This is a genomic window from Novosphingobium sp. BL-S-21 (assembly GCF_055521655.1).
This window is the reverse complement of record NZ_CM145495.1, coordinates 1,623,413-1,639,221: the sequence shown is the minus strand read 5'-3', so window position 1 is coordinate 1,639,221 and position 15,809 is coordinate 1,623,413. Positions and strand designations below refer to the sequence as shown.

At 61.6% G+C, this 15,809-nt stretch carries 16 protein-coding genes; 13 read left to right on the top strand and 3 right to left on the bottom strand.

Annotated features, from left to right (window positions below; genetic code table 11):
* Positions 1–296 precede the first annotated feature (296 nt).
* A complete protein-coding gene (locus ACZ1J6_RS06465; protein WP_465127143.1) occupies positions 297–962 on the bottom strand; it encodes a heavy metal-binding domain-containing protein in 666 nt (221 codons plus the stop codon).
* A gap of 158 nt (positions 963–1,120) precedes the next feature.
* Between ACZ1J6_RS06465 and ACZ1J6_RS06460 the strand changes: the two genes are divergently transcribed.
* From ACZ1J6_RS06460 to ACZ1J6_RS06440, 5 genes are all read left to right on the top strand, one after another.
* On the top strand, positions 1,121–1,525 hold the full coding sequence (locus tag ACZ1J6_RS06460; protein WP_132270132.1) for a transposase: 405 nt from the start codon (positions 1,121–1,123) through the stop codon (positions 1,523–1,525).
* The gene (gene tnpB / locus ACZ1J6_RS06455; RefSeq protein ID WP_132270134.1) at positions 1,522–1,875 is read left to right on the top strand and encodes an IS66 family insertion sequence element accessory protein TnpB; all 354 of its coding nucleotides are present in this window, start codon (positions 1,522–1,524) and stop codon (positions 1,873–1,875) included. The genes ACZ1J6_RS06460 and tnpB overlap by 4 nt, the downstream gene beginning before the upstream one ends.
* 49 nt (positions 1,876–1,924) lie before the next feature.
* Positions 1,925–3,484: an IS66 family transposase gene (gene tnpC / locus ACZ1J6_RS06450; protein WP_465127142.1), complete on the top strand. Its 1,560-nt coding sequence runs from the start codon at positions 1,925–1,927 to the stop codon at positions 3,482–3,484.
* Positions 3,481–4,062 carry a UPF0149 family protein gene (locus tag ACZ1J6_RS06445; protein WP_465127141.1) on the top strand — a complete coding sequence of 194 codons (582 nt, stop codon included), beginning with the start codon at positions 3,481–3,483 and terminating at the stop codon, positions 4,060–4,062. Before tnpC ends, ACZ1J6_RS06445 begins: the two co-directional genes overlap by 4 nt.
* A gap of 452 nt (positions 4,063–4,514) precedes the next feature.
* The gene (locus ACZ1J6_RS06440; RefSeq protein WP_465127140.1) at positions 4,515–4,925 is read left to right on the top strand and encodes an NUDIX hydrolase; all 411 of its coding nucleotides are present in this window, start codon (positions 4,515–4,517) and stop codon (positions 4,923–4,925) included.
* 254 nt (positions 4,926–5,179) lie between these two features.
* On the opposite strand, the gene ltrA is transcribed toward ACZ1J6_RS06440, so the two are convergent.
* A complete protein-coding gene (ltrA, locus tag ACZ1J6_RS06435) occupies positions 5,180–7,045 on the bottom strand; it encodes a group II intron reverse transcriptase/maturase (RefSeq protein ID WP_465127139.1) in 1,866 nt (621 codons plus the stop codon).
* 941 nt (positions 7,046–7,986) lie between these two features.
* Between ltrA and ACZ1J6_RS06430 the strand changes: the two genes are divergently transcribed.
* From ACZ1J6_RS06430 to ACZ1J6_RS06415, 4 genes are all read left to right on the top strand, one after another.
* Positions 7,987–9,027, top strand: coding sequence for an ArdC family protein (locus tag ACZ1J6_RS06430; protein WP_465127138.1), 1,041 nt, complete (start codon positions 7,987–7,989; stop codon positions 9,025–9,027).
* On the top strand, positions 9,024–9,431 hold the full coding sequence (locus ACZ1J6_RS06425; protein ID WP_465127137.1) for a DUF2958 domain-containing protein: 408 nt from the start codon (positions 9,024–9,026) through the stop codon (positions 9,429–9,431). Before ACZ1J6_RS06430 ends, ACZ1J6_RS06425 begins: the two co-directional genes overlap by 4 nt.
* Positions 9,432–9,529: 98 nt before the next feature.
* Entirely contained in the window at positions 9,530–11,437 is a 1,908-nt protein-coding gene (locus tag ACZ1J6_RS06420) for a ParB/RepB/Spo0J family partition protein (protein ID WP_465127136.1), read from the top strand.
* A 157-nt stretch (positions 11,438–11,594) separates the two neighbouring features.
* Complete coding sequence (locus ACZ1J6_RS06415; protein WP_465127135.1) at positions 11,595–11,819, top strand: hypothetical protein; 225 nt, start codon at positions 11,595–11,597, stop codon at positions 11,817–11,819.
* 228 nt (positions 11,820–12,047) lie between these two features.
* Here the strand turns inward: ACZ1J6_RS06415 and ACZ1J6_RS06410 are convergent, their stop codons facing one another.
* Positions 12,048–12,278: a hypothetical protein gene (locus tag ACZ1J6_RS06410; protein ID WP_465127134.1), complete on the bottom strand. Its 231-nt coding sequence runs from the start codon at positions 12,276–12,278 to the stop codon at positions 12,048–12,050.
* A gap of 880 nt (positions 12,279–13,158) precedes the next feature.
* On the opposite strand from ACZ1J6_RS06410, the gene ACZ1J6_RS06405 reads away from it, so the two are divergent.
* From ACZ1J6_RS06405 to ACZ1J6_RS06390, 4 genes are all read left to right on the top strand, one after another.
* Complete coding sequence (locus ACZ1J6_RS06405) at positions 13,159–13,479, top strand: DUF736 domain-containing protein (RefSeq protein ID WP_465127133.1); 321 nt, start codon at positions 13,159–13,161, stop codon at positions 13,477–13,479.
* A 97-nt stretch (positions 13,480–13,576) separates the two neighbouring features.
* Complete coding sequence (locus ACZ1J6_RS06400; RefSeq protein WP_465127132.1) at positions 13,577–14,482, top strand: HEPN domain-containing protein; 906 nt, start codon at positions 13,577–13,579, stop codon at positions 14,480–14,482.
* 74 nt (positions 14,483–14,556) lie between these two features.
* Positions 14,557–15,456, top strand: a complete 900-nt coding sequence (locus tag ACZ1J6_RS06395) for a HEPN domain-containing protein (RefSeq protein ID WP_465127131.1) — start codon at positions 14,557–14,559, stop codon at positions 15,454–15,456.
* 129 nt (positions 15,457–15,585) lie between these two features.
* Positions 15,586–15,792, top strand: a complete 207-nt coding sequence (locus tag ACZ1J6_RS06390) for a cold shock domain-containing protein (protein WP_465127130.1) — start codon at positions 15,586–15,588, stop codon at positions 15,790–15,792.
* The last annotated feature ends 17 nt before the right edge of the window (positions 15,793–15,809 follow it).

The following is a 15,809-nucleotide window of genomic DNA, read 5'->3' as shown; positions in this document are numbered from 1 at the left end:
CCCCGACTTTTCGGCCAAAAGGAGCCGTTCACAGCAAGCCCAATAGCTGCCGCTTGTTCATAGCCCCGAAACGTCCGCCCACCCGCCCACCTCGGTCATTCAAGAATCTGGGCGGACGGGTACCAAGCGTCAGATCTTGACGAATAGGAATGGCAGCGGGGAAACATTGCTCGCTGTTGGGAAAGAACGCCCCGTGAGAACGCGTCACCTTTGATGTCGCTACCCATTTTCGCAACGGTCCTTGCCGAGGCTTTCGCGATCGTTTGCCGCCGCGCCATGCGCGCGGTAGAGTAGTTCTAGTCGTCGCCGAAATCGCCGGCGAGCCAGCGCGAGATTTCCTGGGCGCGGGCCAGCGACGTTTCAAACCTGACATACCTTTCCAGCACGTCCTCGTCGAGGATGGCATCGAGATTGCTGATCCTGACAGCCGTCCCTTGCATGTTGACGGTCGCTGCGTTGTTGGCGGTGGTGCCGTAGTCGACATCGACCCCGATTATGCAGTTTGCGCCCATGGCAATCGCCTTGGTAACAAGGATCGAGCGGGCTGTAGCTTCGCCGCTATTGACTTTGAAGGCCATGCCGGTGGCGGTATTGGTTGCGCCGAACATGTCGGAAAAGCCCTGGCTGAGCTCGCTAAACAATCCCGTGCCGACCGTGACGTTAGCAGTGACCATCGATTTGACCTTGCAGTCGGCGCCGGGCGGCACCTGCGAGATTGTCATCATCGGATAGTCGACGATGTTTGCCGTCATGTAATCCTGGCATTGCTGTCGCTCGGCCTTCAGATTCACAATTGCAATTTCGTACTCGGTCTTGCCGCACTTCTCGCACAAATCTGCGTAGTGCGTACCGGCAACGAAGTTGAGAATGCTGACCTGTTTAGGACCGTAACGACGGTTGGGCCCCTTGATTATGCCGCCACTGGTGATTTCCGCTTCGCAATTTCCGCACGTGTCGCTCATGTAACCCCCTGGTCTTTCGATTTAGGGTCATGTCGCGGGTTGCGGCTGCATGCAAGAGGGCGCGCCTGGTTCTATATGTGTAACCGCTGCACCCGCCCCACGTATTCGGAAAGCTTGCTGATGATTAGGCTCGCCCGAGACGATGAGGAGATCGGGCAATGTCGGTAGAAATTGATGCAGGGTCAAACGGCGGTTTGACTTGTGCGTCGCACAGTGCGGCGTCGCGTTTGATCGAGAGTTTGAGGCCGGCGCGCCGCCGCTATGAACGATGGCCTGATGAAGAACGTGACCGCATTGTCGCGGAGAGTTTTGCTCCTGACGTGACGGTGTCGCAGGTTGCGCGCGCGAACGGCGTCGGCCTGGGCCTACTGCACTACTGGCGGCGACATGCACGCGCGGCGGGCGCGGTTGAGGAAATGCGGTTTGTGCCGGTAACGGTCGCCCAGGAGGAGCGATGCGAAGGCGCCGGGCTGGAACTGATCGTCCGCGATGTGACGGTTCGGATCCGGGGGGCGGTTGAGATGGACCACCTGCGCGCGGTACTGGCGGCGATCCGGGAATGATCCCGATCGACGGAAGCGTACGGATCTTCGTGGCGACACAGCCGGTCGACTTCAGAGCCGGGATTAACCGATTGATGGGACTGGTGACGCACGTGCTGGGGCATGATGCTTGTGCGGGCGATGTGTTCGTGTTCCGCAACAAGGGCGCGGATAAGGTGAAGTTGCTCCGTCATGACGGGTCAGGCGCGGTCCTGGCGACGAAATGGCTCGACCGAGGAAGGTTTTACTGGCCGGCCGTGCAAGGCGGCACGATGGTCCTGAGCGGACCGCAATGCATAGCATTGCTGTCGGGCCTGGACTGGAAGAAGCTGCCCTCGCCCGAGACGCGCAGGCCGCTGATTTTTGGCTGATATCTGCGGTTTTCTGTGGCGGCGAGGAGCCGGTGTGGTATAGTCAGCCATGCCCGCCCAAGCCAACAATCTCCCTGAAGATATGAAGCAAATGGCGGCTCTGGTACGTGAACTCCAGGCAGAAAACTCCCAGCTGCGCTCGCTGCTCAAAGGCATGACCCATCAGGCCTTCGGCAGCCGTTCAGAACGCGCCAGCGCCGTCCTGGGCGACCAGGGAATCCTTGATCACGGCGACTTGGTCGCCACGCCGGCCGCCGCAGCCAACGACGATGGCAACGCCGAAGAAAAGCCTGCAATCAGTCGCCGCCGCCGCAAGCGAGGCCTGATGGCACTGCCGGCCCATATTGAGCGCGTGGAGCGCGTGATCGATCCCGACACGCTGGATTGCCCCTGCTGCGCCGGCAAGCTCCACAGGATCGGTGAAGATGCCAGCGAAGCACTCGACTGGGTGCCGGCCATTGTCCGCGTCATCCGTACGGTGCGTCCTCGCTATGCCTGCCGGGAATGCCGGGAGGGCGTCGTTCAGGCGCCAGCACCACGCCGGGCGATCCCGGGCTCGATGGTCACTACCTCGACGCTAGCCTGGATGGCGACGGCGCGCTTCGCCTGGTCAATCCCGCTCAATCGGCAGCTGCAGATGCTCGCAGGTCAGGGCGTCATCCTCGACCGGGCGCTACCGAGCCGCTGGATGCGAAAGATCGCATGGTGGGTGAAGGCGCTCTACGATCGCCTGCTTGCCTACATCCACAGCCAATCCCGGATATTCTGCGATGAAACTCGCATGCCGGTCCTCGAGAAGGGGCGAAGACGAACCCGAACGACACAATTCTGGGCACACGCTTGTGATGACGGACCCTGGTCGGGCCCGGCCCATCCGGCTGTGGTATATATCCATGCCCGCGGCCGGCGGCATGCCGAGGCGTTCGCACAACTCGCCCGCTACGAGGGCGTTATCCAGGTCGACGGCTACAGTGCCTACAAGGCCCTCGTGCGCAGTGGTCCGGGCCGGGGCAAGATCACACTTGCCTTCTGTCTTGCCCATGCCCGGCGCAAGTTCGTCGATGCGTACCGCAAATCGCCATCGCCGATGGCAGCGGCGATCATCGCCCTGATCGGTGAGGTCTACGCGGTCGAGGCGCGTGTGCGCAAAGGCAGCGCCGGAGAGCGCCTCCAGGCTCGCATGACCGAAACCGCCGACGTCATGGCGAAGATCAAGACGCAGATCGACACCATGCTTCCAGGCCTGTCGCCGAAGTCCGATCTGGCCAAGGCCATGCGCTACACGCTCAACCACTGGAAGGGGCTGACGCTGTTCCTGGAAGACGGCCGGATCGAGGTCGATACCAACACCGTCGAGCGCGGAATGAGAAATGTGGCCCAAGGCCGCCGGTCCAGTCTCTTCGCTGGTAGCGAGGAAGGAGCCCAGACATGGGCTGTCATGGCATCCCTTCTGCAGACGGCTCGCCTGGGCGGCCTGGATCCCTACACCTGGCTGAATGACGTGCTGGAGCGCATCGTCACGGGCGCTGTGAAGATCAACGAATTGGACATCTTGCTACCGTGGAACTGGCGGCCGGCCGCAGAACCGGTAAAGGCTCTGGCGGCATGAACTTCAAAAGTCGCTCATCGCAGGGCCGGACCCTCTCGCTCGAACAGCTCGAGATATGGCTCGACGAGCTTGATCCCCCCGTAGCTGGCGTCTCATCGATCGACGGCTTCCTGGCCGCAGTCGCCGCAGGCCCCAGCGCCATTGACCCCGACCTCTGGATCAAGAGCATCCTGCGCGAGCACACTCAAAGCGCGCGTTCGGCGCCTGCGCGGCGGACGATCCTCAAGCGTTACAACCGCATCTGCATCGAGCTTGCCGAGAAGCCCGAGGCCTACGCGCCGATCTACATGCGCACCGAGGAAGGCGAGGTGCTGCTCGAGGACTTCGCCAACGGGTTCTTCACGGCCATGCACCTGGACATGGAGGCATGGAAGCCCTTCATCGCCGAACCGGAGTTCGGCTACCCACTCACTGCATTGCTGGCACACAGCACCGTAACCGGCGGCCCGTCATGGATCGAGCAACTTGGCGATCCGCTTGCCAATCTGGCACTTGCCGATACCTGGCGCATGGTCCCGCAAATCATCTCCCTGATCCATGACCAGTGCGCCTTCGCGCGCGTGACCTCAGCGGCCTGACAACACCTACCGATCCCATAAATGCGTGGGGTCGGATCAGCGGTTACCTATATGTGATCCATTATCGGTGGATGGAAGGGATACATCATCAGCAGCTATTGGATGCCATCTTGAGCGCGTCTACCCGGCCGCGTGTCGGCATGACCATGCGTGACGAGCAGATGCGATAAAAAGTCGCAGCGGAGTCTGCCCAATCGATCGTCGAGCGGCTTTCCGACTATTCCGCGATTCGGTATCCTGATCAGTGGACGCTCTTCCCCTGTGCGTCTCCGTTTTCGGTGCGGGCGGCGAATGGAAGATATCTACGATACCCTTTGGGATTGCCGATCAGGCGGCGCGCGCGAAAACGATGCGTGTACGTCCAGACCTTTGCGGCGCGGCTTCCAAATTTTCTCGGAACGTATGGGGTATGGAACGAATGATCGCATGATCGCATTTTCATCATCCGCAAAGTGTCGAGGGATGCCCGCTCATCCCATGCTCCTCCCTACCGCCTGAATGACGATACCTGTGAGGTCCTTCTTGTAACCTCGCGGCGCAAGGGGAAATGGATCCTTCCAAATGGCAAGATCGAGCCTGGTGAAGCAGCCTCGCAGCGTGCCGCAATCGAGACCTTCGAGGAACCCGGCGTCCGTGGGACCGTGTCGAACCAGGCGCTCGCGACTTCTGCCCTGATGGATCCCAGCCGCGCCAAGGTCTATCCCTTGATGGTGGAGGATGAGCTGGACAGCTGGCCGGAAATGAAAGTGCGCGAGCGGGCGTGGTTTTCCCTGTCCGAAGCCCCGGCCGTCCTTCGAGACGAAGGACTACAAAGGGCTTTGAAGGTATTCACGGCGCAGCGCAGCTGGGCCACGCCGAGCTAGACAGCCAGCGCACCGCGCCTGTGGTGCAATGCTATTTATTCGAAAACAGGCATGGCCGAAAAACCAATGATCTTGGCGCCTCACGCCTGCGGCATGACCGCGCTCTATGCCAACGCGCTGAAGGGCTGATCGCCCCCGTTTCCGCGCATAGGGCACCGAGCCCCTTTGCAAGCTTGAGGGTCTCGGTAGGGTCGACGCGGAACGCCTCTTTCAAGGACGTTCCAGCGCCTCCCCCCGAACCGTGCTTGCACCTTTCAATGCACACGGCTCTCCATTCCGCTGGTCAACCGGCCGCCGTGGAGATGGACGTGGCATGAGCGACACAGAACGATAGTTCCGCGCCGCCGAGCCGATTGTTTCCACGCCGTCATCGGTCCGCGCCGCTTGTCCTTCAGCCTGTTGGGATGATGCGCTTCGAACGGACCATCAACATCGCCGCAGCTCTCGCATTCGCGTGCGCTGAGGCGTGTGATGATATCGTTTGTGCTCAGCGCAAGGCGTGAGCCGACCGTGGTGTTATCCACGACCGACCGTTGCCAAGGCCGAACGTTCAGGTGCTTCAACCTCCAGAGCATCTGGACCCGCAGTTCGCCCCGAACCATGGTTTTCACGCCATAGTCCGTCCCCAGTTTCAGATTTGCCATGGCCCGCGCCCGGGTTATGCGCTGCCGCGCCGCGATGGTAGCCAGCAGGCTCCTGAACATGACGAGTTCAAGGCCGTCGAGCGAGCTTTTCACGCCGTCTGCGATCGCATAATAATTGGCGAGGCCACGTAGCTCCGAGTTGTAGGCAATGACCATTTCCGCGACACTGGAGTCGAGGAACTGCGGACGTACCCGGCCATTCCTCAGATCGAGGTTGCCGAGTTTCTTGCGCCTGCAGAACCCATAGACCCGCGACCTCGGCACCCACAGCTTGATATTGCCCCGCGTTGGTCGGCGACGGACACGACGTGATCCGCCACCGACCTTCGACCGCCCTGCCATTGATCCGGCAGACCGCAACGTGAAGGCGCAAACGTGGAAGCCAAGGAACGGCGATCCCTTCGATGCATCACTGACCCGCGTCTTCTCCGGTGACACTTCAAGGTTGAGCCGATCACGAAGGAACGCTTCGATTTCAGCCCTGATCCTTGTTGCATCAGCCTTGCTGCCGATTACACCGACGAGAAAGTCGTCGGCGTAGCGACAATAGCGCAGGCGCCGGAAGTCCGGGTCCGTTGGATCGACAGACGGACATGCCTGCCTTTCTTTCGTGACTGCCTTGATCCGCTTCAACAGGTTACGAACCTCGGCATCGTCCGCGCCACCGGCGCGGAGCGCATCGATCTCGGCACGATAATCAGCGATCTGGCGAGATAGACGCGTGTAGGCAGGATTTGCCCTGCGCGTTTTTCCCTGATCGAAGCCGACCCGCATTTCCTCCATGAACTCATCAAGCTCATGGAGATATATGTTGGCCAGCAAGGGCGAGATTACGCCGCCCTGAGGGGTGCCGCTATAGGTCCGCTCGAACATCCAGTCGTCCATGACGCCCGCCTTCAACATCCGTTCGATCAGACCGATGAACCGAGGGTCATCGATGCGTTTCGAGAGAATCCTGAGCAGGATGTCATGGTCGATGTTGTCGAAGAACCCGCGAACATCCACCTCGATCAGCCATTTCATGCCTGTCCAGGTATTACGGATCTCTTCGAGCGCCGTATGGCACGAGCGCCCCGTGCGGAACCCATGACTATGCTTTGAGAACACAGGATCATAGATTTGCGCGAGGACGATTCGAGCCGCTTCCTGAACAATGCGATCATCGACCGTAGGGATGCCCAATGGGCGCATTTTGCCATTGCCCTTGGGGATATAGACCCGTCTGACCGGTCGGGGGCGGTAAGTGCCATCGGCCACCTGCCGGGCGAGATTGGCTAACCTCTCAAGCGTCATGCCGTCGAAGCTTTGCCCGTCAACGCCCGGTGTCGCTGCACCCCGGTTCCGGGATACTTTGACATAGGCCCGTTCGTAGAGATGCGACGATCTCAACAAGCGGTGAAGACCATTGACCCGCTTTCCCGCCCGCGACAGGGCCGGAAGAGTCTCGAGCCTTCTCAGGATAATAGCGGTCTGCATCAGCAGTTCCTTTCCATCGATTGGTCGAGTTACGCAGAACTGCCGTCCTTCCCCCGCACCGGGCGGATTTCACGGGCGATCACTCGCCGCTTGTACCGCCGGTCCGTCCACCTCGCGGTGGCTGTCCCGGCCATTACACCGGGCATTTGAGTACTATGACGGCTCCGTCGCCATGCAGGTCCGATACGCTGGCCTGTTTAGGCGATCCCGTAGTTGCACGAGGAGGAGTCGCGATGCGTTTAGGTGCCCCGTTCGTTTCCATGATCCCCTGACCGGGGCCGCGCCGTGCAGACTGGCGGCGATTCGCTAGGCCGCGCTCCTCGCCCTGCACGAAATGGCGTGTCATCCGCGTTCGCCATCGCTCACCTATTAACCGCTGGAAACTGGGATTCAGACAATCCAGTCTTCACCATGCGCACCTTGCCCGGAGGTCAGCCGCCCGACTGCGGAGTCAGGCTTCGATCCCTTCACCGACATGCTATGGTCCCGTTTCCCTTTCGGAATCTCAGCCGGCTCATCACCAGCACCGGTAAGTCGGTCAGGCAGAAACTGTGCCAGTAAGTTTCGTTCGGTAGAACACTCCTTTCTTCTCGCGCCACAACGGCGCACGCCTGTCGGTTTCGATCGCTGGCGCGCAAAGGGGGAAGGGGCGGTCGGCGGGGCATACCCCGCCTCGATGTTGACGCGCGCAGGCTGCGCCCGCGCGCGGCATCAGTTGTGAGCCTCTCCCGATCAAAGTCGGGGTGCGGGCTCGACAACCGTCTGGGCCCGCCATCGGCCCCTGCAAGCCGCTCCTTCGTCGCGGCTCCTCCACATCCGTTCCGGCCTTTCAGGTGCAGGCGCCGCTTGATGCGGGCCCTGTCGGTCGTCCGGGCCGCCCACCCCCCGCCTTTTCGGGGGAGGCCCATGATGGGTTTTGCGGGCAGTGCAGGAGGTAAGACATGCGCAGCAATCCCAAGGTCCCGCAATGCGCGAGGCCCCAATCGGATCAGGACGGGAAGGCCAATGCATCAGGCAGGGCCTCGCTCTACGACGAGGTCACGGCCCGGATCATGGCCGAGCTTGAAGCGGGGCGGGTGCCATGGGTGCAGCCGTGGAGCAATGAAGTCGCCGGAGGAAGTCCTCCCGTCGCGGGACTTCCCGTCAATGCGCTGACCCGGCGTGCCTATTCCGGAATTAACGTGCTTATTCTTTGGGGATCGGTGATCGCGGGCGGCTGGGCCTCTCAAAGTTGGCTGACCTTCAAGCAGGCGCTGGCCGCTGGTGGCAATGTCCGCAAAGGCGAGCATGGGACGCAAGTGGTCTATGCCGACCGCTTCACGCCTGAGGCGGAAAAGGTACGGGCGAGGGAAAGCGGCACTGATGCCCGTTCAATTGCATTCCTCAAACGCTTCACGGTTTTCAATGTGGCCCAGTGCGAAGGCCTGCCGGACGATTTTCTTGGTTCGCCGATTGCCTTGCCCGAGCGCGAAATCGTGCCGGTGGCAGAAGCCGTCATTGCCGCAAGCGGAATCGAATTTCGCGTCGGCGGGACGAAAGCGTTCTATTCGCCCGGTCAGGACTTCATCCAAGTTCCGCCGCAGCAGGCGTTCCACGATCAGGTGAACTTCTATCGGACGGCGCTGCACGAACTGACCCACGGAGCCGGCCATAGTTCCCGTCTCAATCGTAATCTGACAGGTGCCTTCGGTTCAAAGGACTACGCCCGTGAGGAAATGGTCGCTGAGATGGGTTCGGCTTTCCTGTGCGCTTCGCTCGGGATCGTACCAACGGTTCGCCATGCAGACTATATCGGGGCATGGCTCGAGGTGCTGCGTGAGGACAACCGCGCCATCTTCCGCGCGGCCAGCATGGCGAGCAAAGCGGCGGAATGGCTCCTTACCCGCTACGAGGCATCGCTTCCCGATAGGGGGCGGATTCCCTTTGGCGAGGAAATGGACAGCGCCGACCTGCCTGCAAAAGAGGGGAGGGCCGAGGCATGACCACCCTCATCCGCGCCGCGACACGCGCCATGCTCAGTGCCAACTTCGAGCATTGCATGGCCAATCCGAAGTTCGATCCGCTCCCGCTGGTGCGCCTGTTCAATCCGATGGGCCGGGCGGTCTGGCTGATTACCGAACTCTATGCCGACAACGATACCCTTTATGGACTGGCCGACCTTGGCTTTGGCAGTCCGGAATTGGGCATCTGCTCGCTTCGCGAAATCGAGGCGATCCGCTTGCCCATGGGGCTCGCCATCGAGCGCGATACCGGCTTCTCCACCCGGCACCGCTTGTCGGTCTGGGCCGAGGCATCGCGCCTTGCGGGATCGATCCGGGATGCCGCTCTGTTGCTGGACCGACTCACGCGTGAGGACCCGGCTGCCATCAGGCTTTCGCCCCGCTGAGGGGGAAGACGCTGGCGGGCGTCTCCCGCCGATCTAAGCCGGTCCGCCCGACCATTCCACCTGAAGGACGGACCGGCACTCACATATGGAGTGCCACCATGAGACTCGAGTTTATTGCACTTGGCAACCTTGCCGTCAGCAAATCCAACATGCGCTACGCGCGCAAGGCCCCAGACGTGTCCGACATCCTGCCGACCGTGAGGGCGCGCGGCGTCCTGCAGCCCGTTCTCGTTCGGCCGGGCTGTGAAGCCGGCCATTACGAGATCGTCGCCGGATGCCGCCGGTTTCATGCCGCGCAGCTAGTCGCAGCCGAAAGGCTCGCGGCCTGCGCTGCGGCCGGGGAGCCGGAGCACGAGGCGAGGCTGCTGCCCTGTGCGATTTTGGACGATGCCGACGATGCGAGCGCGGTCGAGGCCTCGCTGATCGAGAACATCGCCCGGCTAGATCCCGATGAAGTCTCACGCTGGACCTGCTTCACGCGGTTGGTGAGGGAAGGGCGCAGCATTGCGGAGATCGGCCAGACCTTCGGCCTCCCCGATCTGGCGGTGAAGCGCATTCTCGCACTCGGCAATCTCCTCCCGCGTATTCGGGAGATGTACCGCGCCGAGGAAATCGACGCAGCGACCGTGCGTCACCTCACGTTGGCTTCGAAGGCGCAGCAGAAGACATGGCTTGCCATCGCCGACGATCCCGATGCCTATGCTCCTCGCGGCTTCCAGCTGAAAGCATTTCTCTTCGGGGGGCAGTCAGTGCCGACTGGCCATGCTCTTTTTAATGTCGAAGCCAGCGGGCTTTCCACCATCGCTGACCTGTTCGGGGACGATGCCTATTTCGTTGATACGGCAGCATTCTGGGACCTTCAGAACGCCGCCATCGAAGCGAAGCGGCTGGCCTACCTCGAGGCTGGCTGGGCAGATGCTGTCGTGCTTCCTCCCGAAAGCCACTTCCATTCATGGGAGCATGAGAAGACCGCAAAGCGCAGGGGCGGGCGGGTCTACCTCGACGTGCGCGCCAATGGCGAAGTCGTCATTCATGAGGGGTATCTCTCGCGCAAGGAGGCCGTGCGGCTTGCCAAGGCCAGCTCGGAAAATGGAGGCGCCGGGAATGACGAAGGCGCGGCTACCACGGCGGCGCGTCCCGAACTGACTTCGATCACCCAGACTTATATCGACCTGCACCGCCACGACGCCGTGCGCGCCGAACTGCTGGGCCGTCCGGGCCTTGCCCTCCGCCTCATGGTCGCCCATGCCATCGCCGGATCGCCGCTTTGGCGGATCGTCTCTGAGCCACAGGCGGTGAAAAGCGACGCGGTCAGGGAAAGCGTTGAGACCTCGCGGGCAGAAGCGGTGTTCGATACCGCGCGCCGCAGCGTGCTCGCCTTGCTCAACCTGCCCGAAGACGAGCCGACTGTAATTGGCGGGGGTGGGATCGGTGGAACCTGCTGCGGCATGCGCGGATCGCCGCGGGATTTGTGCGGCCTGTTTGCACGGCTCATCGAGCTTCCCGACGAGATGGTCATGGAAATCCTGACCGTGGTGATGGGCGAGAGCCTTGCGGCGGGAAGTGCGGCAGTGGAAACGGTCGGCATGGAGATGACTGTCCCGATGGCGGGTTGGTGGCAGGCGGATGCGGCCTTCCTCGATACACTGCGCGACCGTGAAGTCCTGCTCGCGATGGTGGGAGAAGTTGCGGGCGAGGTAGTTGCGAGCGCGAACGGCAGGGAGAAGGGCAAGACCCTGAAAGGCATCATCCGCGACCACCTTGCAGGCACAGACGGGCGCGTGAAGCGCGAAGGCTGGGTGCCGCGCTGGATGGCGTTTCCGCCCTCTCAATACACCGAGCGGGGCGGTGTCGGCACGGTGGACGCGCATCGCCGGGCGTTCGAGGTGTCCGCCCCGGATCCTGGCGAGGACGAATTTCATTCGGGCGAGCACGGCTGCGGCATCGCCGATGGCGATGAGCGTGACGGGAAGAAGGAGGGCGATGGCTCCCGGCTAGCTGCCTGACGAAATGGGCCGGAGGCGGACCGTTCCGCCTCCGGCCGATCTTGTCGCGGCCATGGAAAGTTTCGGCGGCGAGGCCGCGCCCTGGCAGGCGCGGCCTCGCCGCTGATAGCAAAAGTTCATTGCCGTCGAGCCCCGCCGATGGCACCCATGGAAAGCAATGACCGAAGTTAAAACAAGCGCACTTCAAGCCATCGAAAAACTGGTTTCGCGTCTCGCTCCGGAGCCTGTCTGCGATGATTGCATCGCCCAGACGCTGGATCTGTCGCCGCCAGGTCATGTGGAACAGGTGGCCCGCGAACTGGTCGGAGCCAATCGCTTCGAGCGCAGTAAAGGCGCGTGCAGCCTCTGCGGCGAAACGCGCCTCGTCACCCGCCGGCACTGACGCAAGGCAATAGGCGCTAGGTCTGGGCCGCGATGCGAAAAGCGGAGCGTCCCGTCAGGCCAACAGTTGATCGAAAGCCTGTTTTGCCGGAGCCGCAGCGTGGCTAGCGGCGCGGATGCGATCGGGCGCCTCGCTTTTGCCCGGATCGCAACAACCCTTAAGGGGGACCGCCCCAATGCCCCCCGGGGCGGTCTTTCCCGTGATGCCAGCGCTCGCCGGTCTCGCGCATCAGGCCGTTTGAAAACGCATTGATGGCGGTTTTTCGCCCGGGTTAGATCCATGCTGGATGGTGCAAAGCCTGCGAGTTCCCTGCCACAGTTCGGCGGCACGCCCGGCCCTCACATCGCTCGCCTTCCGGTGGGCGGTTACCAGCGCTTCGGCGGCGTCTTCGGCATCGAAGTCGAGACGCAAGGCGGCTGCATTCCCGTCACCCGGGAACTTCAAGGTATAGATGTCCACTTCAGGCTCCTCCAGCCGCTTGCGTCGTGTTTCCCGACCTGGTCGCGCCCGCGCTGGATAGCATTGTTCTGTGTCAACTTCGCGATACCCAATTCGGGTGAGGCTGGCGGGTTCTGCTTCGCGTCCTGCGTTGCTCCAACCTGGCGCTGTCTTGCCGTCGCTTGTCGCGGTCCACGCTGGGGCGTCATGACGCCCCAGGCCGCGGGCGCCCGCTTCACCTCTCCCGAATGAACCGGCCCGGCGTTGCGGATGGATGCCCGACCGAAACCGCAGGGACTGGCTATCAGTCGGCCGGATCCCGATCTGACGGCTCCGCAGGCCCCGTCGTCCTCGCCCGGTTCGCGTGCCCTGAAGACCGGCTGCACGCGGGGAGCGTAATTCGCGTCCGCCACGAGGCTGAACGAGAGGTAGCTGTGTCCTGGTGCTATCCCGCGGGCGCTATCACCCGCGGCCGACCTCGACTCTGCCCGAACGAATGCAATAGGTCCGTGCCCCGCCAGGCCTTGCGCGAGTTGAAGATAATAGATCGACGCGAAATCGCCGGCCGCGATCCGGCCGAAGCTGACTGGCCGCGTGCAAGAGATTTATCCGATTGCCGGCATCCATTTGTGCTCCCGAGCCCGGGCGCCCGCACCCATTCCCGGATCCGAAAGGCAATGACCTGGAAGCGGTCGCAGTCCCGTCGAAACCATCGCGCGGCAACTTATTTCCCCGACCGCAGGGCGGTCTCCTCGCGGCCGCTTCGCTCGCAAATAAGCTGCCGGCTCCGGTCCTTCGCATGCGCTTCGCCCCAAGGGTTCGCGGGCCCTGGCGAGCCGTTCCTGCCGGTCTGCCATCGTCCGGGAAATCGGTCCGGGACGACCCAGTCAGGAGACGAACAATGCCAGCAATCGGATATGTCACGCGCGATGGCCACAGCTTCAAGGGCCAGCTTCGCACCCTCTCGGTCCGCGCCGAGATCGAGATCACTCCCAACCCGCGCAAGACCAGCGACGCTCAGCCCGACTACCGGGTTTCCTCGGGCGGGGTCGAGGTCGGCGCCGGGTGGCTGCGCCGCAGCGAAAGCTCGGGCAACGACTACGTGTCGCTAAGCCTGGCGGCCCCGGAATTCGGTCCCCGACGGCTCTACGCCAATCTCGGGCGAGCCGCAGGCCGGGACGACGAGGACACCTTCGCGATCATCTGGAATCCGGCCGACTGATAACCAGTCCCCGCGCCGATCCGGCGCGGGGATTTCTTCGCTTCGGGCCCAATACAAGTGTTGTTCTCGCCCAGAACTCGTCTAGAATCAGGTGATTATGAAGACAGATCTTGGCCATCTCCCGGAAGCAAAGCGCGCAGACCTGAAGCGTGTGGTGGAGATCGTCTTCCATGAATTCGAGGACGTGCTCGCACTGGCGACCCAGGGCTGGAAGAAGCAGGGTCGGATCACGAAAGTGATCCTCTACGGTTCGTACGCGCGAGGCGATTGGGTCGCAGATCCAGTCGGCCGGTATTATTCCGATTACGACATTCTCGTCGTGGTCAGCGACGAGCGCCTTGCCGATGAAGCCGAGTATTGGGGCAAGACCAAGGACCACCTCAATCGCGCATACGACATTACCAAAGTGATCTCGGCGCCTGTCGGGCTCACCGTCCATTCGATGGCGGACGCTAACTTCCAGCTCGCGCGCGGACGGCCGTTCTTCGTTGACATCGTGCGCGAGGGCATCGTGCTGTACGAACTGGAAGCCCAGCAGTTCGAAATGCCCAAGCCCCTTGATACAGGTCTTGCCCATATCGAGGCGGAGAATCACTTCAAACAGTGGTTCGACAGTGGAAGTCAGTTTCTCCAAGCAGCTAAATTCTTGATAGCGCAAGGCGGAGATAATATTCCTGCGTTTCAGCTACATCAGGCGACGGAAAACTTCTACCACACGGTGCTGCTGGTGCTGAAACTCTACAGCCCGAAATCGCACAATTTGAAGTTTCTGCGCGGTCGCGCCGAGGACATTGCTCGGGATCTGATTCCTATCTGGCCGCGCGATACTAAGTTCGGCACGCGTTGCTGGGAACTGCTCTACCAGGCCTACGTCAAGGGCCGGTATTCTCCACACTATGTCATTCGTGATGTCGAGCTCGAGTGGTTGGTCGAGCGCATCGAACTGCTCGAAGCCGAGGTCAGGTCGATCTGTGAGAAGCACCTAGGCAAAGCGCTGGACTGAAAAGTGTGGTCTCCTGCGTAGGGTGTTCGTCGGTGACTGGGGTCTCCCGCCGAACGTTCTGACGCGAGGTGATTATGAAGACTGATCTTGGCCACTTACCCGGACAGAAGCGAAGCGACCTCGACCGGATAGTCCAGATCATCTTCTCGGAATTCGAGGACCTCATCGCCCGCGCGACACAGCCCTGGAAGAGGCGGGGCCGGATCCTGAGTGTCATTCTCTATGGTGCTTATGCGGGTGCCGACTGGGATGCCCGCCCGATGGCCGGTCATGCATGGGATTATGATATCCTGGTCATTGTCAATCACGAGCGGCTAGCCGACGAAGTCGATCAATGGAGCAAGGCGAAGGACGCACTCGCGCGTGAGTATTCGATTGCCAAGCGCCTATCGGCCCACCCAAACCTGATCGTTCACTCGCTGGAAGAATTCAACCGGCAACTCGGACACGGACGCCCGTTTTTTGTCGACGTATTGCGCAGGGGAATTGCCCTCTACCAATGCGGCCCGATGCAGTTCCCAACGCCCCGAAAGATCGGTCGCGATGAACTTCGCCTGCAAACCCAGCAGCTTTATCGTCAGTGGTTCGACAGTGCCAAGATCTTCCTCGATATGGCGGATTTTGCCCTGTCGCGGAGAGCGAACAACCATGCGGCGTTCCTGCTTCATCAGGCTGCCGAGCAATCCTATCAGGCTATCCTGGCGCTCAGGACGCTTCACTGCCCGCTGTCGCACCATCTCAAATTCCTGCGCGGTCGTGCCGAGAACGTTGCGCGCGATCTGATCCCGATCTGGCCGCGCGAGGACAAGTTTGGCCGTCGCTGTTTCGAACTTCTGCACCTGGCCTACATCAAAGGCCGTTACTCGCCCCACTACGCGATCAACGATGCCGAACTGGATTGGACTTTCGATCGGGTGCAGGCGCTTCAAGCAGCAGTTCAAGCCATCGCGGAAAAGCGATTTTCTGAACTCTGATTTGGTTCCTAGCATCTTTTCTGCGATTGGCCGGTGTGCCGGATTGTTACACGACCCCGCGTCGCGCGCGCCACCGGGTTGACGCAAAAGACCATCTGGAAAACCATGCTCCCGTAATAGGGGGCATGCATGCCAAAAGGCAGGGTAGCGACATTCAATGCTCGAAACGGCTATGGTTTCATCACGCCTGACGATGGCGGCGCCGATTGCTTCGTCCATTTGTCAGCGGTCGAGACGTCGGGATTGACGAAACTGACGGCCGGCCAGCGCATTTTCTATGAAGTCCTTGTCGCGCGAAACGGAAAGGTGTCCGCGATCAATCTGGCGCAGGACTGAGAGCGGTTGAGCACTCG

What these genes read in the sequence shown, in the direction of transcription:
- ACZ1J6_RS06460 (WP_132270132.1), top strand. Translation starts at nt 1,121, where the DNA reads ATGTCGGTAGAAATTGATGCAGGGTCAAACGGCGGTTTGACTTGTGCG.
- ACZ1J6_RS06420 (WP_465127136.1), top strand. Translation starts at nt 9,530, where the DNA reads ATGAGACTCGAGTTTATTGCACTTGGCAACCTTGCCGTCAGCAAATCC.
- ACZ1J6_RS06425 (WP_465127137.1), top strand. Translation starts at nt 9,024, where the DNA reads ATGACCACCCTCATCCGCGCCGCGACACGCGCCATGCTCAGTGCCAAC.
- ACZ1J6_RS06465 (WP_465127143.1), bottom strand. Translation starts at nt 962, where the DNA reads ATGAGCGACACGTGCGGAAATTGCGAAGCGGAAATCACCAGTGGCGGC.
- tnpC (WP_465127142.1), top strand. Translation starts at nt 1,925, where the DNA reads ATGCCCGCCCAAGCCAACAATCTCCCTGAAGATATGAAGCAAATGGCG.
- ltrA (WP_465127139.1), bottom strand. Translation starts at nt 7,045, where the DNA reads ATGCAGACCGCTATTATCCTGAGAAGGCTCGAGACTCTTCCGGCCCTG.
- ACZ1J6_RS06445 (WP_465127141.1), top strand. Translation starts at nt 3,481, where the DNA reads ATGAACTTCAAAAGTCGCTCATCGCAGGGCCGGACCCTCTCGCTCGAA.
- ACZ1J6_RS06405 (WP_465127133.1), top strand. Translation starts at nt 13,159, where the DNA reads ATGCCAGCAATCGGATATGTCACGCGCGATGGCCACAGCTTCAAGGGC.
- tnpB (WP_132270134.1), top strand. Translation starts at nt 1,522, where the DNA reads ATGATCCCGATCGACGGAAGCGTACGGATCTTCGTGGCGACACAGCCG.
- ACZ1J6_RS06400 (WP_465127132.1), top strand. Translation starts at nt 13,577, where the DNA reads ATGAAGACAGATCTTGGCCATCTCCCGGAAGCAAAGCGCGCAGACCTG.
- ACZ1J6_RS06395 (WP_465127131.1), top strand. Translation starts at nt 14,557, where the DNA reads ATGAAGACTGATCTTGGCCACTTACCCGGACAGAAGCGAAGCGACCTC.
- ACZ1J6_RS06430 (WP_465127138.1), top strand. Translation starts at nt 7,987, where the DNA reads ATGCGCAGCAATCCCAAGGTCCCGCAATGCGCGAGGCCCCAATCGGAT.
- ACZ1J6_RS06415 (WP_465127135.1), top strand. Translation starts at nt 11,595, where the DNA reads ATGACCGAAGTTAAAACAAGCGCACTTCAAGCCATCGAAAAACTGGTT.
- ACZ1J6_RS06390 (WP_465127130.1), top strand. Translation starts at nt 15,586, where the DNA reads ATGCCAAAAGGCAGGGTAGCGACATTCAATGCTCGAAACGGCTATGGT.